This is a genomic window from Nostoc favosum CHAB5714, from assembly GCF_020829495.1.
Classification (GTDB): domain Bacteria; phylum Cyanobacteriota; class Cyanobacteriia; order Cyanobacteriales; family Nostocaceae; genus Nostoc; species Nostoc favosum.
Map to the genome: position 1 here is coordinate 73,782 of NZ_JAIVFQ010000017.1, position 20,210 is coordinate 93,991.

The following is a 20,210-nucleotide window of genomic DNA, read 5'->3' on the forward strand; positions in this document are numbered from 1 at the left end:
TTGGATAAGATTGGTAGATAAGTGAATGATAAATAAAACTGGCAGCATCAACCTAAGAAGATGCTGTCGCCCAGAGACGGGTAGAAAAAACACTGTAAGGATGATTTTCCAATTGCCGATAGCGCAGCGTCTCGTAGACAGGTACGAGCGTCCGCAGGAGCGTCCGGTAGTCATCCAGTTTGAGTTTCAAGGATCATAAAGAAAGAAAATCCATTGATGGCAAACAAAGCCTCAAATCCTGATTTGAGGCTTTTAGTGCTGATAAGTCTTTAAGAAAGTTTATTGTAGAAGAAAAATTACTTGACATTAATACTATCTTAACTAGCACTGGATGTCTTTAAACCGTGAGAAATATTTGGCACTCGTAACCTTACTAGAGCAATTACGCTCCGATGCCACAACTACCCCAATCATTGCGTCCGAATTGCGGCAGCGTGTAGCCTCGTTGCAGCAATTCTTTGGGCAGGAGATTGTACCTTTGGCTGATGAGAACTGGCGAGTGCAGTCTTATCAAACAGAAATGAGCAAACAATTGCGCTTGTTGGCAATAGATGTGATGTTTTTGCAAGGAGCGCGGCAAGCATCTACTGCACAAACGAGACTTCAAACGATTAGCGATCGCTTGACAACCCTCATTCAATACTGTGATGCCATCCTGCAACCAGAAGCGGAAGGAGAAAAATAACAATTGTTCACCTTTTTCTCTAATTTCTCCATCATCTCATTTATGACCTATGATGGAAAGTTATTTTGGCAACAAGTTGGGAATGGGGAATGGGCATGGGAGCGGCAAAAGAGCAGAGGGCAGGGAGAAGGAAAAGAGGCAGAAGGGCAGGGTGCGGGGGGCATGGGAGAAAGTTTCCCCTTTTCCCCCTGCTCCCTGCTCCCCTGCCTCTTTTCAATGCCCAATACCTTTGACGAGAAGATTCATTGTGCGGCGCATGTACGCTTCTACTGGCTCGGTTGTGGATTTGAAGATCAGTGCATAATATTTACGGCAACGCAGACAGGGCTATTGTTAGCACCTGGTGCATTAGCATCTGCGATCGTCATGGTTCTATTAGGTAAATTATCGACCAAAATCGATGCCAGAGTTTTAATAGCAATGGGCGCTGTGGGAACATCTGGAGTCATATTTCAACTAGCAGCAATTACCCCACAAACCCGCACAGATGATTTATTTTGGCCATTGGTATGGCGTGGGGCTTTTACTGTGTTGATGTTTCTCCCCTTAAGTCTGGCAACTTTAGGAGGGCTACCGAAGTAAGATATTTCTGTCGGCTCTGGTTTCTACAACCTCACCCGACAACTAGGTAATAGCGTCGGCATTGCCCTACTCACTACTCTACTTGCTCGACGAGAGGCTTTTCATCGAGCCATCCTGTTAACAAAACTTAGTCCTTATGATCCAGAAACTAATCAGCGCCTTGATGCACTCAACGGGGCACTCCCAAGTCAAGGCATGGATGCGACAACCGCTCAACAACAAGCACTAGCTTTATTAAGTCAAACTGTAGATACCCAAGCTGCTGTTTTATCTTACGCAGATTGCTTTCGAGTTGTAGGCGTGGCGTTCCTTTGCTCATTACCCTTGTTACTATTCTTAGGTAAAGGTGGTGCAGGAGCGAAAGCACCAGTCGGACACTAGTGGCGTGGCAAGACTAAATTGTTGCAAAAAAATTTGTAGGTTGGGTTGAGGAACGAAACCCAACACTCCGATCAATGTTGGGTTTCGCGTCGCTCAACCCAACCTACATCTAATGCACTATTTTAGCCTTGACACGCCACTAGGGGTAAATAGCGATCGCATCCCAATTTTAAATTCTCTGATTGCAAAACTACGTAAAAACACGGCTGACAAATTATTTTCTGCCGAAAGTCATAGAAGAAAGTTAATATAGACGGATTTATCTGGATAATAAAAGTCCCACTCAGTTTTGAGCAGGACTATGTGAAGTCTTATTGCTAAAATTAGAAATCTTTATCTTAGAAAAAGTTCATTATTGTAATAACGCTAACGCTAGTCAACATCATTAAAACGCCCATGATTATAGATTCGCCTAAGCGATTGGGGGATTTTGAAGTGTTCATTTAAGTAAAAATCCTTTTTATTAATTGTTTCTTAACCATATCAAAATCAGTGTAAATATCTATAAAAGCATTGTAAAACTTAAATTCCCTTAAAGTTTCTTAGTAATTACCGCAGTTTGTACTTACGTATTCATTTTTACTGATTATCAGTTATTCTCCTAGACTCCCCATTCCTCAGTAGTAATTCCCGAATAGAATAATTACCTGAACTCCGAGCGGAATACGCGCCTTTGTGAGTTAAAATAAATCTTAATCAAGGTAAAAATATTTGAACAGAAGATTATCATGACAGTCTCCACGGCATCTAGAAACCAAGCGATCGCTTTTGACTTAGAAAAATTAAATGAGCAATTTGAAACTGCCACTCCCAAAGAAATACTGGCATGGTCTATAGAGAATATCCCAACGGGACTGGTGCAAACAAGCGCCTTTAACGTGGATGACATGATAATTACCCATATTCTTTACAGTGAACTGAAGCATCCCGTTCCTGTGATCTTTCTCGACACTTTGCACCACTTCCCTGAAAGCCTAGAATTAGTAGCCAAAGCCATACAAATCTACAACCTGGATTTGCAAACTTTCAAAACTCCAGACGTAGACACCCGCGAAGCCTTTGAAGCCAAATATGGCGACAAACTCTGGGACAAAGATATTGCCCAATTCCACCACATTACAAAAATTGAACCACTGCTACGGGGTCTAGACGAACTCAACAGCGTCGCTTGGATTACTGGACGCCGCCGTGACCAAGCAGTAACCCGTGCGAATATGCCAATATTTGAATTAGACGGTAAAGGTCGGCTGAAAGTAAATCCTATAGCTACCTGGACACGCAAAGACAGCTGGGTTTACGTAGCTGAACACGGAGTCATCTACAACCCTCTACACGATAAAGGTTATCCCAGCATCGGCGACCAACCCATCACCACCAAAGTAGGCGAAGGCGAAGACGAACGCGCCGGACGTTGGCGGGGAAGTGATAAAACAGAATGTGGAATTCATATTTAGTCATTAGTCATTAGTCATTAGTCATTAGTCATTAGTATTAAACAAAGGACAAATGACTAAAGACTAAGGACAAATATGATTAAAATCCTCCATCTCTCCGACATCCACATGGGAAGCGGCTTCTCGCACGGACGAATTAATCCCACAACTGGATTAAATACACGATTGGAGGATTTTGTCAATACCTTATCTATATGTATTGACCGAGCGCTGACAGATACTGTTGATATGGTGATATTTGGTGGCGATGCTTTCCCGGATGCTACACCACCGCCTTATGTACAGCAAGCTTTTGCCAGCCAGTTTCGCCGTCTCATGGATGCCAATATTCCAACAGTGCTGTTGGTAGGCAACCACGACCAACATTCCCAAGGACAGGGAGGCGCAAGTTTAAATATTTACCGCACTTTGGGAGTGCCAGGATTTGTTGTCGGTGATACATTAACTACTCACTGCATCGAAACCCGCAATGGTAAAGTGCAAGTAATCACCCTCCCTTGGCTCACCCGTTCAACTCTGATGACTCGCCAAGAGACTGAAGGTTCATCTTTGGCGGAAGTCAACCAACTGTTAACGGAACGCCTGCGAGTTGTTCTAGAAGGGGAAATTCGCCGTCTTGACTCTGATGTGCCAACTATCCTTTTGGCTCACTTGATGTCTGACAATGCTACCTTGGGCGCAGAACGCTTTTTGGCGGTGGGTAAAGGCTTTACTCTACCCCTATCTTTGCTGACGCGACCTTGTTTTGATTATGTAGCCTTGGGACACGTCCACCGCCACCAAAATCTGAATAAATCCAACAACCCGCCGGTGATTTATCCAGGGAGCATTGAGCGGGTAGATTTTAGTGAAGAAAAAGAAGACAAAGGCTATGTGATGATAGAACTGGAGCGGGGGAGGGTTGAGTGGGAATTTTGTCCCTTAACAGTTCGGACTTTCCGCACCATTGAAGTGGATGTCTCGAAAGCAGATGATCCGCAAGTGTTGTTAATGAAAGCGATCGCTAAATATAATATTCAAGATGCTGTAGTGCGGCTAATTTACAAACTCCGCTCCGAACAGATGGATTTAATTGACAGTTCCTCTTTACATACTGCTTTAAGTCCCGCTCACACCTACACCATTCAAGCAGAATTATTGAGTCAATTAGCTCGCCCCCGCATTCCAGAATTGAGTGCAAGTAGCAGCATCGACCCAATGGAAGCCTTGAAAACTTACTTAAACAACCGCGAAGACCTCAAAGATATAGCAGCATCAATGCTGGATGCAGCACAGAAGTTGCTAACAGATGATGTAGAAGTTTGGCTGGAAGCAGCAACTAATGAATAGGATAGATGCCAATTATATTTTCATGTTTAACTGAGCGATCGCGATAAAATAAAGTAAAAATTTAAAGTGCCACAGCATATCTCACTTTTTCCACTTTGTGAAAAGTATGACGCAAACACTCCAAGCAAAAGAGATCAATTTACGTTACTTAATCGATAATTTTGGTATTCAGTTAGTTTTGGATGACCAATTTTTCCGCGAATGGCAAGAAGATTTATTAGAAATTACTGATTTAGATAAACAACTTTTAGATAAAGTAAAAACAGGTTATTTTAATCTTCTTAATTACCCACCTTTACTAGAAGATGTTGTGAGAATGGCAATTATAGACCCAATACTTTTTATTGGGGATTTTTATTTAGTACCCTTATATATCAAAGCTGAAAAACCAATAGAGATTACTGATGAAGATGAAGAAATTATCATCAAAGGCAAAATAGATACATTAGTTCTGAAAGACCAATTTTGGGTGATGGTTATTGAGTCAAAACAAGCAGAATATTCCATTGAAAAAGGACTTGCACAAATTTTAGCTTATATGTTAGGTAATCCTCATGCAAATCAGCCTAGTTTTGGGATGATTAGCAGCGGTGGAGAATTTATTTTTGTCAAATTAGTTAAAGGAAATCCAACTTATTATGCTTTATCAAAGGGGTTTTTAATCCGAAACCCTGGAAATGAATTGTACGACGTACTACGAATCCTGAAACGCTTGGCTCAGTTGGTGAGTGCTTAAATCTTATCGTTTCATCAGTTAGCATTACGTAATGAGAAAATGTTTGATATTTGAATAGTAGTAATTACAAAAGTAACCATAAAATGAAAAGTTGATTATTGATCTAAGGTTTTTTCAAACTTTTTTGTGACTTCTTCCCCAATATTTTCTACTTTTTTACTGATTCCTTCCCCACTGTTTTTGTACTTCTTCCTTGATTTCTTCTCCGGTCTCTTCTACTTTTTTATCAATTTTTTCTGCGGTCTCTTCTACTTTTTTATCGATTTTTTCTGCGGTTTTTTCTGCGGTTTCTTCTACTTTTTTATCGGTTTTTTCTGCGGTCTCTTCTAGTTTTTTACCGATTTCTTGTGATGATAAAGTTCTTTCTGCTTTCCTGACAATATCATTAGCTAGTCGTTCACTAAAGCCCACTAAAAAAGCAAGTGTAAAAAAGAAAAAATATTTAGCATCACTATTTTGATCACTTCCTTTGACTTGAAAAACTGGAAAGCTGATAATATTTGAGTTAATTATTGCAAAAATTAAAATACCAAATGCAGTTCCAATTAACGGTTTTGCAAAACCAACAATAATAGGAGCTGCTGAACCTCTGTAGTCTGCAATAGGAGCTGCTGAACCTCTGTAGTCTGCAATAGGAGCTGCTGAATCTCCAGAGTCTGGATCTTTGTATTGATCAAGTCTAATAAAGATACTAACTATGCTACCAAATGCTCCGGCAAATGCTACCATAATTATCAATGATGAGTTATCAAACAAAGATAATAACTTTGCTGTTATTTTGTCTTCGGTTTTTTTTAAAACCTCCTTGCTAGGAGCTTCCCCTGTAGCTATTCGCATTATTCGATATACAGAAAATGTTATAATATCAGGAGTAATAGTTAATGCAGTAGCACCCGTTAATACTAATGGTATTCCGATACTATAAACTGGAATTACCATTGCCAGACCAACAAGAACTTTTGTTGGTGTAACAAAATCACGGATAGAACGTTTAAAAAAATTTTTAATACTTCCTAAGCCAAGAAAAAATTGTCTAGTATTTAAGAAATATTCTATTTCATGTCTTAGCTCTTTAGCAATTTCTATATAATTTTCATTTTCCAAAAGAATATATAACGTATTTTTTATACAATAAAATTTTGATTCTAAACTATAAAATTCAAATGTATTTTTTATTTTTTTCCCCTTATTTTTTAAAATAAAAATCTCAATACGCTGCAAAATGGCAACTTGTTTAACAATTTCCATTTGAGTTTTATTATTTAAAGTATAATTAATACCTCTAATTTTTTCAGGTATTTCTTTCATTGTTTTAATAATATCTTCATGTAGTTTTACAAGAAGTTCCTGGCATTGTTTTTGTTCATCTGATTGAGTCATAAGTTACTCATCTCTAAAAATATAATTATAGCAGAAACAAACCATCAAAGTTGCTTGCTATTAACTTACCGTGAAAAGCCCAAAGGTTTAGCAGCCAAAGAAGGGAATGACTTACCAATTCGTTCTATAACTCAATACAGTTCAGTTAAGCATTTCTTGCTTCTCTCTGTGTTCTCTGCGCCTCTGCGGTTCGTTAAAAAAATTGACTTTCACAGAGAGTTTTAGCCTTAACTGAACCGTATTGTTCTATAACTCTCACAGGGTTAAACACAGCAAAAGCACAAAATATTTTTCAACACAAAGGGAAGTTGATGATGAAACGAGAATTTAATGTAATTATCAAACGAGATGCAGATGGCTACTTTGTTGCTTCCGTCCCAAATCTTCCTGGTTGTCATACGCAAGCCCAAACTTTAGATGAGTTAATGGAGCGTATTAGGGAAGCGATTGAACTTTGTTTAGAATTTGAGGAAGAACAGCAGGATTCACTGGACTTTGTTGGTATTCAACGAGTCGCAGTTGAGATATGAGTCAATTCCCAAGCTTCACAGGACGCGAAGTTATTGCAGCCCTTAGCAAAGTCGGTTTTGAAGTGGCTAGGATACGTGGCAGTCATCATATTATGATACATACTTAATTTATTTAATTTCAGTGCGTTGAAACGCACTTTAGCTATGAGCAATCAATTTATTGCAGGGCGGGAAAGCAACGCAAAACCAGGATTTTCGGAATGGGAGGTTTAACCCGAAAGTAAATTGACCAACAGTATCCTTTTAGGAGAGAGATTTAAAGAGAGATTTTCCAGATGACCTGAATTTTCATCTTCTAAATGGCGTTCTCCAACAAGATTCTAAAACCCTTTGATGAATTATCCGATATCGGTTAGGATAATCCATCAATTAGAGGAAAAACTTCAAGCACGCTTAATCGCGCTGCAACATGAAAATCACTCAAATATAAATTTGGGCAGATTTTATAGGAGTTTGCTACTCTTCTACTATCAATTGTTGTTTTTCTTCTAGCCAGAGGAAATTTTTGACTCAGTAAATAAAGTTATCGAGCCTTGAATAAGCTATTTTTTACAGGTAAATCTTTTCGTTTTATGGCTTTTGTCCTACCGCTAATTACCTGGTGGGGATACAAAGAAGTACAAAATCAAATTGTACAGCCGCAAGCAGTTGTAGTGTTGGGTGGTTCAACGAGACGTTTAGAGCGAGAGAAGTTTACGGCTGAATTTGTCCGCCAGCATCCAAATATACCAATTTGGATTACTGGGGGTAGTCCACCTAGTTTCACCCAACGAGTGTTTACCAAAGCTGGTGTTGATCCCAAACGTTTACACTTGGACTATGAAGCCGTAGATACAGTTACTAATTTTACTACGTTGGTGGATGATTTGCAAGCTCGTGGCATCAAGAGCGTTTATTTGATTACCTCAGATTTCCACATGCGTCGGGCTTGTGTCATCGGCGAAATTATTTTGGGTAGTCGAGGTATTTATTTAAAACCAGTGCCCGTTCCTTCAGAAAAACCCCCTGAATCTATCGAAAAATCTATCCGCGATGGAGCTAGAGCAATACTTTGGATAGCAACTGGTTATACTGGTGTGAATGTAGTTAAAAATAAACGGTAAATTATCAGTGGTAATTTGCATGATCTTGGCTTAACTTAATACAGGTAAATTAAGACAATTAATGCTAGTAATCGTGATATTAACTAAGTAATAATAGGCACATGAAACTACATTATCCAAAAACTAGCGCAACACCAAGCCTCAAAGAACACAATATAAAAATCAATTAACAATTTTTGCTCATTTGGTTGCTTGGTAAATACTTTGTGTCCATCAAAGTTTCAAGCGGCGGCTTGGGTAACTCGAATTTATCTGTGTAGTTCAGGGAAAAAAACGCCCCAACTTATCTCACAATTTGATACCCTAGCTTAAACAGATTTAAGAAAAATTAAAGCGTGGAAATTCAACTTGGGCGGGGAAAAACAGCTCGCAGAGCTTACGGAATAGATGAAATTGCTCTAGTCCCTGGTAACAGAACACTAGACCCCAGTTTGGCAGATACTAAGTGGCGTATTGGCAATATTGAGCGAGAAATCCCGATAATTGCCAGTGCGATGGATGGTGTAGTAGATGTTCGCATGGCTGTACGTTTGTCACAGTTAGGAGCATTAGGTGTCCTCAATTTAGAAGGTATTCACACTCGCTATGCTGACCCAGAGCCAATATTAGATCGGATTGCCTCTGTAGGGAAAGATGAATTTGTTGCCCTGATGCAAGAACTCTATGCCGAACCAATAAAGCCAGAATTAATTGAACAACGTATTCAGGAAATTAAACAACAAGGTGGCATTGCGGCGGTAAGTGCAACTCCGGCAGGTGCAAGTAAATACGGCGAGGCGGTGGCAAAAGCTGGGGCAGATTTATTTTTTGTACAGGCTACGGTAGTTTCTACTGCACATCTGTCACCAGAGTCTTTAGTACCACTTGATTTAGCAGAATTTTGCCGTTCCATGCCTATCCCCGTGGTGTTGGGGAATTGTGTAACTTACGAAGTCACTTTGAATTTGTTGAAAGCTGGCGCGGCTGGGGTACTGGTGGGAATTGGGCCTGGTGCTGCTTGTACGTCCCGTGGCGTGTTGGGCGTGGGTGTACCACAAGCGACTGCGATCGCAGATTGTGCAGCAGCACGAGATGATTACTACAAGGAAACTGGTAACTATATCCCCATTATTGCTGATGGTGGTTTAATCACCGGTGGCGACATTTGTAAATGCATCGCCTGCGGTGCCGATGGTGTAATGATTGGTTCTCCCTTTGCCAGAGCCGCAGAAGCCCCAGGACGAGGTTATCATTGGGGCATGGCGACTCCCAGCCCAGTGTTGCCCCGTGGCACCCGGATTCGCGTTGCCACCACCGGTAGCCTAGAGCAAATACTCGTTGGGCCAGCAGGACTAGATGATGGCACTCACAATCTTTTAGGAGCCTTAAAGACCAGCATGGGCACTTTAGGAGCCAAAAATATTAAAGAAATGCAGCAAGTGGAAGTTGTGATTGCGCCTTCTTTATTAACTGAGGGTAAAGTTTACCAAAAAGCTCAACAATTGGGTATGGGGAAATAGAATTGGGGCATGGGGCATGGGGCATGGGGCATGGGGCATGGGGCATGGGGCATGGGGCATGGGGCATGGGGATGAGGGGGATGAGGGGGATGAGGGGGATGAGGGAGTGATGGGAGAATTCCCAATTCCCAATTCCCAATTCCCAATTCCCAATTCCCAATTCCCAATGCCCAATGCCCAATGCCCAATGCCCAATGCCCAATGCCCAATGCCCACTCCCCATTTCTTGAAAAAATTTTTCCAGCCCCTTAAACAATTGCTGGAAAAATTCGATATGTCGCCTACAATAGAGATAGCGGAGACGAATGTTTCCGTTCACTCCTCACACCACACTCCGCCCGGACTACTGTTCGGGCGGTTCCTTATGTTTATAAATAAATTCTAGAGCTTCTTTGCAAATGTACATCCTCGGACTTCTAAGCTGAGGTTTTTGCTATGGTAGAATTTTCACCAAGCTCAGATATTATTGGCGAAGGTTTTAGGCATGTCAACAGCCGCGCAAGTTACCGATTCTAGTTTCAAGCAAGAAGTACTCGACAGCGATGTACCCGTTTTAGTTGACTTTTGGGCACCCTGGTGCGGACCATGCCGTATGGTAGCTCCTGTTGTCGATGAAATCTCCGAACAGTACAAAGGTCAAATTAAGGTCGTCAAAGTCAACACGGATGAAAATCCTCAAGTTGCTAGTCAGTACGGCATCCGCAGCATTCCCACATTAATGATTTTTAAGGATGGACAGAAAGTGGATATGGTAGTCGGCGCTGTGCCTAAAACTACATTAGCTTCCACTCTCGAAAAGTATCTTTGAAACTCAATTGGCAATAAACTCATCTTGAGTTATCCTTCTTGTTCTAACTTTAGGTTAATTTTTATAAACAAGTTTGAGAGGCGCGAATTTCTCGTTTCTCAAACTTATTTACATTTGTATACAGTTTCAGAATATTTTTTAGGAGTTTTCTAGCTCAAAAACAACTCCCTAATTCCCGTACTACCAATTTCCACCGCTAGCGCCGCCAACAAAAAACCCAACAGTTGAGTCACAATCACTCCACCTTCTGCACCAATCCACTGGTCAATCAGATTTGCTAAACGCAAAATTAACCAAGTGACAAACATCGCTCCTAAGATACCTACCACGACAGCAATATGCGGACTCTGTGATTTCGACATCAACAACATCACCGTCGTCAAAGTCCCCGGCCCAGCTAGCAGTGGTAAAGCTAGTGGAGTAATTGCAACATCGCGGCCTTCTTCAATAATCGGCTGATCTAATTCTCCCCGCAGCATTTGCAAAGCAATTAACAGTAACAATAGTCCTCCTGCTACTCGCAAAGAGCCGATACTGATTTCTAAGTAATTTAAAATTATTTGCCCTGCAAAGGCAAATAGCAAAAGAACTACGATCGCAATGACAATTGCTTTATCTATAACTTTGTTTCTTTGGTCTGGCATCATGCCCTTAGTCAAAACTAAAACAATCGGTATATTGCCCACAGCATCCGCCAAGACAAACACAGCGATAAATGTTTGAATGAGAATAGGAATATCCACAGTAGACAGTTTTTATCAAGGTTTGATCACAACCTAATCTTTATCTTGTTGAATTTGCTATAACCCAGAGGAAGATTAAGATCAGCAATAAAACCAGTCCGTTAAAGAAAATCTTGGCTGACGCATTTCTAATTAAGTTCCATAGATGTTGAAGTAGCGATATATTTTGATAATCTCTTTTCCATAAATCAACTGTTCGTTGTTGAATCTATGAAGTCTTATTTAGCCGCCGCTATTCAATTGACCAGTGTGCCCGATTTACAAAAAAATTTGGCACAGGCAGAAGAATTAATAGAGCTTGCCGTGCGTCAAGGTGCTGAATTGGTAGGTTTGCCAGAAAACTTTTCCTATATGGGAGAAGAAAAAGCCAAACTCGCGCAAGGTGATGCGATCGCTCTTGAAAGTGAAAAATTTCTGAAAAAAATGGCTCAACGCTTTCAAATTACGATCTTGGGCGGCAGCTTTCCAGTTCCGGTAGACAATACAGGCAAAGTTTATAACACCACTCTACTCATTGACCCAAACGGTCAAGAACTTGCCCGCTACTACAAAGTACACTTATTTGATGTTAATGTCCCCGATGGCAATACCTATCGGGAATCCAGCACGGTTGTGGCTGGTACGCAACTACCACCTGTCCATTTTTCAGAAAAACTTGGTAATTTAGGGCTTTCCATTTGTTATGATGTCCGCTTCCCTGAACTGTACCGTCATCTAGCAGATAAGGGAGCCGATATTATCTTTATTCCCGCCGCCTTTACCGCCTTTACAGGCAAAGACCACTGGCAAGTACTACTACAAGCCAGAGCCATCGAAAACACCGCGTACGTCATTGCTCCTGCCCAAACAGGCAATAACTATGCCCGTCGTCTAACCCACGGGCACGCCGTTATTATCGACCCTTGGGGCGTAATTTTAGCCGATGCTGGGGAAAAACCGGGAATTGCGATCGCAGAAATCAAGCCCACTAGGCTCGAACAAGTCCGTCGTCAAATGCCCTCTTTACAACATCGGGTCTTCTAGGGATTGGGGACACGGAGAGCAATGCCCAATGCCCCATGCCCAGCCCTTATGAATATAGGGCTTCTCGAATGGAAGCAATATACTTTGACCTCACTTCCATTCCTCTCTCCTAAAAGGAGAGAGGCTTTGAATTTTGCTCCCCTTCCCTTGCAGGGAAGGGGCTGGGGGTTAGGTCTGTATTCCATGCAATTGAGAACTGCTATAAAACAAAAAACCGGGTGATTACCCGGTTTCTGACAACATTCAAATCCTCAGTTTTTTAAGAGCATAGCAGGACTATGCCGCTATTTATTAGTTGTCAAAATTAAACTTTAGCAGCTGACTTGGTAACAACGTTGAGTTCACCCTTAGCATACTTAGCAGCAAAATCTTCCAAAGAAATTTGCTTAATCTTGCTTGCGTTGCCAGCAGTACCAAATTGCTGATAGCGTTCAGCACAAACCTTCTGCATATATGTAATAGAAGGCTTGAGGAAGTGACGGGGGTCAAATTCCTCTGGTTTTTTAGCCAAAGCTTCACGTACAGCAGCAGTAATAGCCAAACGGTTGTCGGTGTCAATATTTACTTTACGTACACCGCTCTTGATCCCTTTTTGGATTTCTTCTACAGGTACACCGTAGGTTTCAGGAATTGCACCACCATACTGGTTAATCAGTGCAAGCAAATCTTCAGGTACAGAAGAAGAACCGTGCATTACCAAGTGGGTGTTAGGCAGACGGCGGTGAATTTCTTCAATGCGGCTGATTGCCAAAATTTCCCCAGTCGGCTTGCGGGTAAACTTGTAAGCACCGTGGCTTGTGCCAATGGCAACAGCCAAAGCATCTACTTGGGTTGCTTCTACGAAGTCAACAGCTTCATCGGGGTCAGTTAACAGTTGTGAGTGGTCGAGTGTACCTTCAAAGCCGTGACCATCTTCAGCTTCACCAGCACCAGTTTCTAGAGAACCCAAACAACCGAGTTCACCTTCAACGCTGACACCCAAAGCATGAGCTACATTTACAACTTCGCGGGTAACACTAACGTTGTACTCGAAGCTAGCGGGAGTTTTCGCATCAGCTTCTAAAGAACCATCCATCATCACGCTGGTGAAGTTGTTCTTAATTGCTGAGTAGCAGGTAGCAGGCGCATTACCATGATCTTGGTGCATGACAATGGGAATGTGAGGATAGGTTTCTACGGCTGCCAAAATCAGGTGGCGGAGAAAGTTTTCTCCTGCATAATTACGAGCGCCGCGTGAAGCTTGCAAAATTACGGGGCTATCTGTCTCGACAGCAGCCTTCAGGATCGCCTGAATCTGCTCCAAATTGTTAACGTTGAAAGCTGGGATGCCGTAACCGTTTTCAGCTGCGTGATCCAACAGCAGCCGCAGTGGTACAAGCGCCATAGATAGTCCTCCTAATGTGGTTGTCAGCTAGTCGGTCTGAGAGAAGCGTACTTATTACGCTAAATCTTAAGAGTTTTTTCAACTTATAGGAAATTATAACTAGTGTCGTGTATCTATGTTGAAAAAGTTTACGCCATCGTTACTATAAATATGCTCTCTACTGCTGTACTATGCCCCATAATTGCTCTGTGTTGCTGTACATTTAGTTACCCTACAGTTACTAGCTCTGGTAGCCCACTATCCAAAATGGTCATCTCAAAGCGATCGCGCCCTGGCTCTAAATAATTTTATCAACAAGCGATCGCTTCAACTTAAACCCACTAACTTCTGACAAATGTTATGAGGGTATTTTCCCCTGACTATTGCATTTGGGATTAGATTATGCATACTACGGAATTAGTTGTATCTTACCATAAAGGGGCGATCGCACTGACTGCAATTAAAAAGAGTGATCGCCCTGACAATTAACAAGGTGCGTTGGTGGGCGAATGATGTGCGATCGCTTTTACTGTAAATTGGTTCTCATGGCGATCGCTAACATCATCAAATCTACTAGCGAACCGCGACGAAACCAGCTTGCTCAATTGCTTTTTGTCCCTGGTCAGTTAATAAAAGTTTGCTATATGCATCTCCAATCTGCTGCTCCCGACCTTTATTCTGCTTAATAATCACAAACAAGTTAGCAATCATGGGATAGCTGCCATCTTTAATAGCTTGAGTATTTAGCTGATTGCGCTGACCTAGACACTGCTCAGGTGACACCAGAGGTTCGCGGTAGGGGGGAATTAGCTGACCAGAAGTGCTACCCAATGGCAAAGCCTTCACACTACATTGAGGTAATACTGAACGGGCAGAAGCGTAATAGACACTACCAGGAGTTTTACTGAGTTGGCGCACTGCCTCTGTAGTAGAGTAGACATACTGCACATTAGAGCCTAGCGTTTGCCCCTTCAAGTTGCTGTTGCTAGGGAATATTACTGTATCTGCGTCCTCTGGTCGTTGAGACAAAGGTGTGATGGCTAGGTTTGGCCCACCTACTTGATTCCAGTTAGTAATTTTTCCCAAATAAATTTGCTGCAATTGGTCAACAGTTAAACCAGGCACATTGAGTGATGGGTTGACTACCACTGCTATCCCATCCATACCCACCTGACGTTCCTCAAGGGTGAAGCCTCGCTCTTTTGCCATAGCTTGTTCTTCATCTGTGAGGGGACGGGAAGACTGAGCAAAGTCGAGTTTCCCATCAAGCAACATCCGAATACCGGAGCTAGAACCAGGGCTACCATTAACAGGGTTTACGTAGCGTAATTGTAATTCAGGGCGATCGCTCTGGATCTGAGCATCTACCAATTGCCGGATAGATGCCCAAGCTGTACTGCCTCCGTAGTTAAATGAGGCATTGGGGACATCAGTAACTGTCTGAAAAGTTGATGTAGTACTAGAGGGGCTGTTTAAATTTTGATTAGAGGAATTAACGCTGTTGCGGGACAATAAATTCGGCTTCAGTAACCACCAAAGCAGTCCGCCAATAACCATAAGTGTCAGCACTTTCCCAATAATCAACCCTCTAATAAAGAGGCCAATTTCACCGTGAATTAAAGCTTTTTTTTGATTTGTATTGTCCATATTTTTAAATGTTGTTTATTCTATTTATCCTACAGGAATCTATAAATATTTAGGTTAAAAGCAAATCGGGAATAAGCCAGTTAATAGTGAATTTTATGATTGCTGCTAAATGATTAATTCTTTCTAATATATTAAGGCTCAATTTCCTCTTTGGTAGTCTTTGCAATGGTGGAATTGCTTTTATAGACTCCTCTGTTAGCTGCTGATTTAGCTACTAGGCGATTGACTTTAATATTAGCAAACCGTGGCTCAACAAATTTTTCTATAAAATTATTTAATTGAGTAGGTTGCTTTGGAGGTGATGTACCTGTATTAATAAACGTATAGATTAAAACTAGTACTATCAAACTAGTGGTAGCACCAAGCCCTATTCCCAACAGCAAAAGAAAGTTTCTATAAGTTAGCAAATAAGTATCATCAGTGTTTTGGTTTATCCCAGTAGATTGTGATAACTGTGACAATCCCAGATCAGAATTAAGTGCTTGCAAAGCTTCTGCGGCAGATTGGTAACGCTGGTTGTAGCGATCGCGAACCATTGTATCCAAAACATTTGCAAAAGCGTCGCTTACCTGTACTTTATCACGCCAGATAACTTCTCCAGTATTAGGATCTTCTTGTAGTTGTTCAGGTATTAAACCTGTCAAAGCTTGAATGCCAATCATCCCTACTGCATAAATATCGCTGCAAAGTTGTGGCTTTCCCTTAGCCTGTTCGCTTGGCATATAGCCAGGAGTCCCAACAGAAATTGTTAAGCCTGCTCCTAAAGCACCAATTTTCTTAATACTCCCAAAGTCAATTAGCACAATCTTCTGATCGGAGTACCGCCGCATTAAATTTTGGGGCTTAATATCCCGGTGAATAATGTTATTTTGGTGGACGAAGGACAGCACTTCCAGGATGTCTTTTAATAAATTTAAGACTGCATTCTCGCTAAGACGGTGACCTGGTACAATTTCTTGAGTCAATGCATGACCGTCAATAAATTCTTGAACTAAATAGAAATCCCCATCTTCATTAAAATGGGCAAATAGTCTAGGAATTTGGTCGTGGTCGTTGCCTAGCTGGTATAAAACTTCCGCTTCCCGATCAAATAGGCTTTTAGCGATAGGTAGAACAGCAGGATTGGTATCTTTTGGGTGGAAATGTTTGACGACACAATGCGGTCGTCCTGGTAAATCTAGGTCTACGGCTAAGTAGGTATCACCAGATCCCCCGCTTCCTAAGTGTTTGACAATCTCAAAGCGATTCCGAAGTGTTTTTCTGGCGAGAGAGTATTCATGTCTTTTACGTCTAGCACCTGATAACAAGTAAGTATTACCAGATCCTCCGCTTTCCAGCAGTTTGACTGTCTCAAAGCGACTCCGGAGTTTTTTTCTAACTAGAGGGTTCTGGCTCATGTGGCGTATACTACTCGTTAATTTACTGACCATTCAGAGCTTGGGTGAGGTTATGAATACCTGCCGTTAGATTTGTTGGTATTTGAGGCAGTCAGCTTCTCAGGCGACCGATGCTTTTGAGCAGTTTTATGGTTAGCCGCATGATTGGTTTATTTCATACCTTATATGGGTATCTTAATATAAAAATTTATTTTTGTAATAGTTCTATAATTTTATCATTTAAGTAAATTTAACACTAGACCACAGTAGTTATAACTGCCGATAGATGACAACATTCAGGAGTCAGGAGATTTATTTTAAGTCTTGGGTCTGATTGCTGATAAAACCTAGAACAGTGGCATTTAAAGGCATCAGTATCCTTACGTGTCCACCAGAATTCTGTTACCAGATTTTAGTTATTACTAACGGCGATCGCTTCGTCATATCAACGTTAATTAGACAAAACTAAAAAAACAGGTAAGTTCTTGAGGTAAATACTGAGTGATGGTTTTGGAGACAAACAAGTGTTAGTTGTCAATAACTCACATATCAACTTACAGTATATTAACTAGTTATTCAATAGTTTCTATAAAACATCCAACTTTTCCAACCTTTCCCACGTTTTACTCGCGCCTGTATCACTTGCAATAAATCAGTTGCATTTAGCAAAACTCATACTGGAAAAAGTTTATGCTGGTTTTAATATATTTTGTGTAACTCTTGCTAGGTAAAGAATAAAAAATGAAGTCGGAAGTCGGAAGTCGGAAGTATTAACAGGTCGCCCACAAGGGGCGAGGTTTTTACCTTCCCCATGAAACAAGGATTATTTCGCGCCACTTGCGGGCGAGGTTTTGAACCTCACTTTTTATATAAAACTGTTTTATAAAATTCTAGAAACAGTCCTAATTTGATAGATAAAATAATGTGACATCAGGGCAGTTAGCTGGAATGGCAGCATTCTATTAATTAAAAAAGCCCCCTAGTGGGGGCCTGTTAAGTTGTCCGCGTGGAATGAACAACTAATAATTAATACTCACAGTAGATACAGTAATCCGAACAAAATAATCCAAATCACGTCAACGAAGTGCCAGTAGATTTCGGCTGCTTCAATGCCAAAGTGCTTTTCGTTACTGTAATGACCCGGAACGCGCGATCGCCACAACACAGCAACAATTGCCAAAACGCCGATAGTAACGTGCAATCCGTGGAAACCAGTCAAAACGTAAAATGCACTGGCAAATAAATTGGTAGTTAAACCAAATTCTAAATGGGTATATTCATATACTTGACCCACCAAGAAGATAGCACCCATTGCAGCAGTAATTGCTAACCAGATTCGCGCACCCCGCGCATCGTTCTTTTTGATAGCAGTGTCAGCATTGTGCATGACAAAACTGCTAGAAATTAGATTGATGGTGTTGACTCCAGGTAACAATAGTTCTAACTCTGGGGTACCTGCTGGGGGCCATGCAGGTAAGGTAGCACGGAAAGCCAAATAGGCTCCGAACAACCCCATAAAAATCATCCCTTCAGCAATCAGGAAGACAATTAGCCCAAACAGACGATGGTCTGGATGTTCTTCGTGATGAGCGACGGACGCTTCCGCCGCGTGATGATGATTTAGTTCGGTTTTAGCTGGGTCAATAGTTTGACTTTGCATGAATTTTGATAAGTGGGGAATGGGGAATGGGGAGTGGGGACGCGATTAATCGCGTCTGTACAGGAGTTAGGAGTAGAGACGCGATTAATCGCGTCTGTACAGGAGTTAGGAGTTGTCATAACTCATCATTCATAACTCATAACTCTTCACTCCTAACTCTATTTACGGTCTTCGGGATTAGCAGCAACCGCCGGGTCGGGTTCTGCTCTTAACACTGAGTTCGGCCCGCCAGATAAGACTGGATTGGGATCAGACAAAGGTACACCTTCGTCAGCCTTTTCCAAACCGTAATCGTAGGGGCCCGTAGCCAGCACTGGGGTTTGATCAAAATTCTCGATCGCTGGCGGTGAGGTAGTCATCCACTCTAAGGTCAGTGCCCTCCAGGGATTATTACTAGCTTTCTCACCGTATAACCAACTCCAAATCGCATTGATGATGAAGGGGAATGTCGAAACTGCTAGTATGTAAGCGCCATAAGTGCAGATTTCGTTGAGAAAGGTAAATTTGGGGTCATATTGGGCGATACGACGGTTCATGCCCATTAATCCCAGCTTGTGCATAGGTAAGAAGGTCATATTTAGACCAACTATTGTTAAGGCAAAGTGAACCTTACCCCAAAATTCGTTCACCATCCGTCCCGTCATTTTCGGGAACCAGTGGTAAATCGCCGCATAAATGCCGAGAACACTACCACCAAACAAGACGTAGTGCAAGTGTGCCACCACAAAATATGTGTCGTGAACGTGAATATCAAAGGGCACTGCTGCCAACATCACGCCACTGATCCCGCCAATCACAAAGGTGCCGACAAAACCGATGGCGAACAGCATGGCGCTGTTAAGCTGGATTTTTCCGCCCCACATTGTTGCTAACCAGCTGAAAATTTTAATTCCCGTGGGTACGGCAATGATCATGGTGGTGATCATAAAGAACATCCGCAACCAACCGGGGATACCGCTGGTAAACATGTGGTGCGCCCAAACGATTAGCCCCAAAAAGCTAATGGCAAGAGACGAATAAGCTATCGCTTTATAGCCAAAAATCGGCTTGCGGGAATGCACCGGGATAATCTCTGAAATTGCGCCAAAGAAGGGCAAAATCATGATATAAACCGCTGGGTGGGAGTAAAACCAGAACATGTGCTGATATACCACTGGGTCGCCACCGCCAGTCGGGTTAAAAAATGTTGTCCCGGCAATTAAGTCAAAAGAAAGCAGAATTAGACCTGCTGCTAACACTGGCGTAGATACCAAAGTCAGTGCCGAGGTAGCAAACATCGCCCAGCAGAACAAGGGCATTTGGTGAACCCCCATACCAGGGATACGCATCTTGAGCAACGTGACGAGGAAATTGATTGCCCCTAAAATCGATGATGTACCTAGTAGGAGGACGCTCATAATCCAAATTCCCTCACCTACTTGACCTGTTACCAAGCTCAGGGGAGGGTAGGAAGTCCAACCCGCATCTGGCGCATCGCCTACCACTAAACTGGTGATCAACAATAAACCCGCAGGGGGAATCATCCAAAAGGCAACAGCATTCAAGCGCGGAAATGCCATATCCTTTGCCCCAATCATTAAGGGGATGAGGAAGTTAGCAAAACCCGCACCAGCTGGCACGATCCACAAGAAAATCATGATCGTGGCGTGCAGCGTAAATAAGCTGTTGTAGACTTCAGGGGTGACAAAATCGACTTCTGGGGTTCGCAGTTCTGTACGAACCAAGTCAGCCATCACCCCACCGATACAGTAAAAAATGAATGTAGTGACTAGGTATTGAATCCCAATCACCTTATGGTCGGTGTTGAAACTAAAGTAGTCTTGCCATTTTCTGATCCCTGGCTCCTCAACAAGAGCAGGGGCGTTGGCAGTTTCTTGCACTTGAGCTTGGGTCATAGTCGTTAGTTATCTT

General features: G+C 42.0%; 23 protein-coding genes. 14 read left to right on the forward strand and 9 right to left on the reverse strand.

The window, feature by feature from the left end; all coding sequences use genetic code 11:
• Positions 1-52: 52 nt before the first annotated feature.
• Complete coding sequence (locus LC586_RS14220) at positions 53-190, reverse strand: hypothetical protein (protein WP_229485436.1); 138 nt, start codon at positions 188-190, stop codon at positions 53-55.
• Between the two features lie 141 nt (positions 191-331).
• Here LC586_RS14220 and patD point away from each other — a divergent pair, with 141 nt between their 5' ends.
• From patD to LC586_RS14255, 7 genes are all read left to right on the forward strand, one after another.
• A complete protein-coding gene (gene patD / locus LC586_RS14225; RefSeq protein WP_229485437.1) occupies positions 332-685 on the forward strand; it encodes a heterocyst frequency control protein PatD in 354 nt (117 codons plus the stop codon).
• 42 nt (positions 686-727) lie between these two features.
• The gene (locus tag LC586_RS14230; protein WP_229485438.1) at positions 728-1,267 is read left to right on the forward strand and encodes an MFS transporter; all 540 of its coding nucleotides are present in this window, start codon (positions 728-730) and stop codon (positions 1,265-1,267) included.
• 195 nt (positions 1,268-1,462) lie between these two features.
• Positions 1,463-1,648, forward strand: coding sequence for a hypothetical protein (locus tag LC586_RS14235; protein ID WP_229485439.1), 186 nt, complete (start codon positions 1,463-1,465; stop codon positions 1,646-1,648).
• Between the two features lie 112 nt (positions 1,649-1,760).
• Positions 1,761-1,901: a hypothetical protein gene (locus tag LC586_RS14240; RefSeq protein ID WP_229485440.1), complete on the forward strand. Its 141-nt coding sequence runs from the start codon at positions 1,761-1,763 to the stop codon at positions 1,899-1,901.
• 475 nt (positions 1,902-2,376) lie between these two features.
• A complete protein-coding gene (gene cysH, locus LC586_RS14245; RefSeq protein WP_229485441.1) occupies positions 2,377-3,102 on the forward strand; it encodes a phosphoadenosine phosphosulfate reductase in 726 nt (241 codons plus the stop codon).
• Positions 3,103-3,177: 75 nt separating this feature from the next.
• A complete protein-coding gene (gene sbcD, locus LC586_RS14250) occupies positions 3,178-4,431 on the forward strand; it encodes an exonuclease subunit SbcD (protein ID WP_229485442.1) in 1,254 nt (417 codons plus the stop codon).
• 106 nt (positions 4,432-4,537) lie between these two features.
• Complete coding sequence (locus tag LC586_RS14255) at positions 4,538-5,167, forward strand: type I restriction enzyme HsdR N-terminal domain-containing protein (RefSeq protein ID WP_229485443.1); 630 nt, start codon at positions 4,538-4,540, stop codon at positions 5,165-5,167.
• Between the two features lie 156 nt (positions 5,168-5,323).
• Here LC586_RS14255 and LC586_RS14260 read toward each other — a convergent pair whose 3' ends face one another.
• Positions 5,324-6,547 (reverse strand): hypothetical protein, encoded by a 1,224-nt coding sequence (locus LC586_RS14260; protein WP_229485444.1) that lies wholly within the window; start codon positions 6,545-6,547, stop codon positions 5,324-5,326.
• Positions 6,548-6,858: 311 nt separating this feature from the next.
• Between LC586_RS14260 and LC586_RS14265 the strand changes: the two genes are divergently transcribed.
• The 4 genes from LC586_RS14265 (at position 6,859) to LC586_RS14280 (ending at position 9,679) form a co-directional block, all read left to right on the forward strand.
• Positions 6,859-7,077 (forward strand): type II toxin-antitoxin system HicB family antitoxin, encoded by a 219-nt coding sequence (locus LC586_RS14265; protein ID WP_229485445.1) that lies wholly within the window; start codon positions 6,859-6,861, stop codon positions 7,075-7,077.
• Positions 7,074-7,184, forward strand: a complete 111-nt coding sequence (locus tag LC586_RS14270; protein ID WP_229485446.1) for a type II toxin-antitoxin system HicA family toxin — start codon at positions 7,074-7,076, stop codon at positions 7,182-7,184. Before LC586_RS14265 ends, LC586_RS14270 begins: the two co-directional genes overlap by 4 nt.
• 465 nt (positions 7,185-7,649) lie before the next feature.
• Complete coding sequence (locus LC586_RS14275; protein ID WP_229485447.1) at positions 7,650-8,180, forward strand: YdcF family protein; 531 nt, start codon at positions 7,650-7,652, stop codon at positions 8,178-8,180.
• A gap of 335 nt (positions 8,181-8,515) precedes the next feature.
• Positions 8,516-9,679, forward strand: coding sequence for a GuaB3 family IMP dehydrogenase-related protein (locus tag LC586_RS14280; protein ID WP_100898834.1), 1,164 nt, complete (start codon positions 8,516-8,518; stop codon positions 9,677-9,679).
• Here the strand turns inward: LC586_RS14280 and LC586_RS14285 are convergent.
• Entirely contained in the window at positions 9,626-9,895 is a 270-nt protein-coding gene (locus LC586_RS14285) for a hypothetical protein (RefSeq protein ID WP_229485448.1), read from the reverse strand. The two genes, LC586_RS14280 and LC586_RS14285, sit on opposite strands and share 54 nt — an antisense overlap.
• A gap of 268 nt (positions 9,896-10,163) precedes the next feature.
• Here LC586_RS14285 and trxA point away from each other — a divergent pair, with 268 nt between their 5' ends.
• Entirely contained in the window at positions 10,164-10,487 is a 324-nt protein-coding gene (gene trxA / locus LC586_RS14290) for a thioredoxin (protein WP_196522884.1), read from the forward strand.
• A gap of 149 nt (positions 10,488-10,636) precedes the next feature.
• Here trxA and LC586_RS14295 read toward each other — a convergent pair whose 3' ends face one another.
• Complete coding sequence (locus LC586_RS14295; protein ID WP_229485449.1) at positions 10,637-11,230, reverse strand: MarC family protein; 594 nt, start codon at positions 11,228-11,230, stop codon at positions 10,637-10,639.
• A 210-nt stretch (positions 11,231-11,440) separates the two neighbouring features.
• Here LC586_RS14295 and LC586_RS14300 point away from each other — a divergent pair, with 210 nt between their 5' ends.
• Positions 11,441-12,253, forward strand: a complete 813-nt coding sequence (locus LC586_RS14300) for a carbon-nitrogen hydrolase family protein (protein WP_229485450.1) — start codon at positions 11,441-11,443, stop codon at positions 12,251-12,253.
• 304 nt (positions 12,254-12,557) lie between these two features.
• On the opposite strand, the gene fba is transcribed toward LC586_RS14300, so the two are convergent.
• Positions 12,558-13,637 carry a class II fructose-bisphosphate aldolase gene (gene fba / locus LC586_RS14305; RefSeq protein WP_229485451.1) on the reverse strand — a complete coding sequence of 360 codons (1,080 nt, stop codon included), beginning with the start codon at positions 13,635-13,637 and terminating at the stop codon, positions 12,558-12,560.
• Positions 13,638-13,818: 181 nt separating this feature from the next.
• Here fba and LC586_RS14310 point away from each other — a divergent pair, with 181 nt between their 5' ends.
• On the forward strand, positions 13,819-13,968 hold the full coding sequence (locus LC586_RS14310) for a hypothetical protein (protein WP_229485452.1): 150 nt from the start codon (positions 13,819-13,821) through the stop codon (positions 13,966-13,968).
• 221 nt (positions 13,969-14,189) lie between these two features.
• Here LC586_RS14310 and LC586_RS14315 read toward each other — a convergent pair whose 3' ends face one another.
• The 4 genes from LC586_RS14315 to ctaD all read right to left on the reverse strand — a co-directional run bounded on the left by LC586_RS14315 (position 14,190) and on the right by ctaD (position 20,194).
• The gene (locus tag LC586_RS14315; RefSeq protein WP_229485453.1) at positions 14,190-15,263 is read right to left on the reverse strand and encodes a PstS family phosphate ABC transporter substrate-binding protein; all 1,074 of its coding nucleotides are present in this window, start codon (positions 15,261-15,263) and stop codon (positions 14,190-14,192) included.
• Between the two features lie 131 nt (positions 15,264-15,394).
• Positions 15,395-16,660: a serine/threonine-protein kinase gene (locus LC586_RS14320; protein WP_229485454.1), complete on the reverse strand. Its 1,266-nt coding sequence runs from the start codon at positions 16,658-16,660 to the stop codon at positions 15,395-15,397.
• A gap of 1,012 nt (positions 16,661-17,672) precedes the next feature.
• Entirely contained in the window at positions 17,673-18,299 is a 627-nt protein-coding gene (locus tag LC586_RS14325; protein ID WP_229485455.1) for a cytochrome c oxidase subunit 3, read from the reverse strand.
• 158 nt (positions 18,300-18,457) lie between these two features.
• Entirely contained in the window at positions 18,458-20,194 is a 1,737-nt protein-coding gene (ctaD, locus tag LC586_RS14330) for a cytochrome c oxidase subunit I (protein ID WP_229485456.1), read from the reverse strand.
• Positions 20,195-20,210 lie beyond the last annotated feature (16 nt).

What these genes read in the sequence shown, in the direction of transcription:
- LC586_RS14315 (WP_229485453.1), bottom strand. Translation starts at nt 15,263, where the DNA reads ATGGACAATACAAATCAAAAAAAAGCTTTAATTCACGGTGAAATTGGC.
- LC586_RS14320 (WP_229485454.1), bottom strand. Translation starts at nt 16,660, where the DNA reads ATGAGCCAGAACCCTCTAGTTAGAAAAAAACTCCGGAGTCGCTTTGAG.
- ctaD (WP_229485456.1), bottom strand. Translation starts at nt 20,194, where the DNA reads ATGACCCAAGCTCAAGTGCAAGAAACTGCCAACGCCCCTGCTCTTGTT.
- LC586_RS14325 (WP_229485455.1), bottom strand. Translation starts at nt 18,299, where the DNA reads ATGCAAAGTCAAACTATTGACCCAGCTAAAACCGAACTAAATCATCAT.
- sbcD (WP_229485442.1), top strand. Translation starts at nt 3,178, where the DNA reads ATGATTAAAATCCTCCATCTCTCCGACATCCACATGGGAAGCGGCTTC.
- LC586_RS14260 (WP_229485444.1), bottom strand. Translation starts at nt 6,547, where the DNA reads ATGACTCAATCAGATGAACAAAAACAATGCCAGGAACTTCTTGTAAAA.
- LC586_RS14235 (WP_229485439.1), top strand. Translation starts at nt 1,463, where the DNA reads ATGGATGCGACAACCGCTCAACAACAAGCACTAGCTTTATTAAGTCAA.
- LC586_RS14270 (WP_229485446.1), top strand. Translation starts at nt 7,074, where the DNA reads ATGAGTCAATTCCCAAGCTTCACAGGACGCGAAGTTATTGCAGCCCTT.
- fba (WP_229485451.1), bottom strand. Translation starts at nt 13,637, where the DNA reads ATGGCGCTTGTACCACTGCGGCTGCTGTTGGATCACGCAGCTGAAAAC.
- LC586_RS14300 (WP_229485450.1), top strand. Translation starts at nt 11,441, where the DNA reads ATGAAGTCTTATTTAGCCGCCGCTATTCAATTGACCAGTGTGCCCGAT.
- LC586_RS14230 (WP_229485438.1), top strand. Translation starts at nt 728, where the DNA reads ATGACCTATGATGGAAAGTTATTTTGGCAACAAGTTGGGAATGGGGAA.
- patD (WP_229485437.1), top strand. Translation starts at nt 332, where the DNA reads ATGTCTTTAAACCGTGAGAAATATTTGGCACTCGTAACCTTACTAGAG.
- LC586_RS14275 (WP_229485447.1), top strand. Translation starts at nt 7,650, where the DNA reads ATGGCTTTTGTCCTACCGCTAATTACCTGGTGGGGATACAAAGAAGTA.
- LC586_RS14240 (WP_229485440.1), top strand. Translation starts at nt 1,761, where the DNA reads ATGCACTATTTTAGCCTTGACACGCCACTAGGGGTAAATAGCGATCGC.
- LC586_RS14255 (WP_229485443.1), top strand. Translation starts at nt 4,538, where the DNA reads ATGACGCAAACACTCCAAGCAAAAGAGATCAATTTACGTTACTTAATC.
- trxA (WP_196522884.1), top strand. Translation starts at nt 10,164, where the DNA reads ATGTCAACAGCCGCGCAAGTTACCGATTCTAGTTTCAAGCAAGAAGTA.
- LC586_RS14265 (WP_229485445.1), top strand. Translation starts at nt 6,859, where the DNA reads ATGATGAAACGAGAATTTAATGTAATTATCAAACGAGATGCAGATGGC.
- cysH (WP_229485441.1), top strand. Translation starts at nt 2,377, where the DNA reads ATGACAGTCTCCACGGCATCTAGAAACCAAGCGATCGCTTTTGACTTA.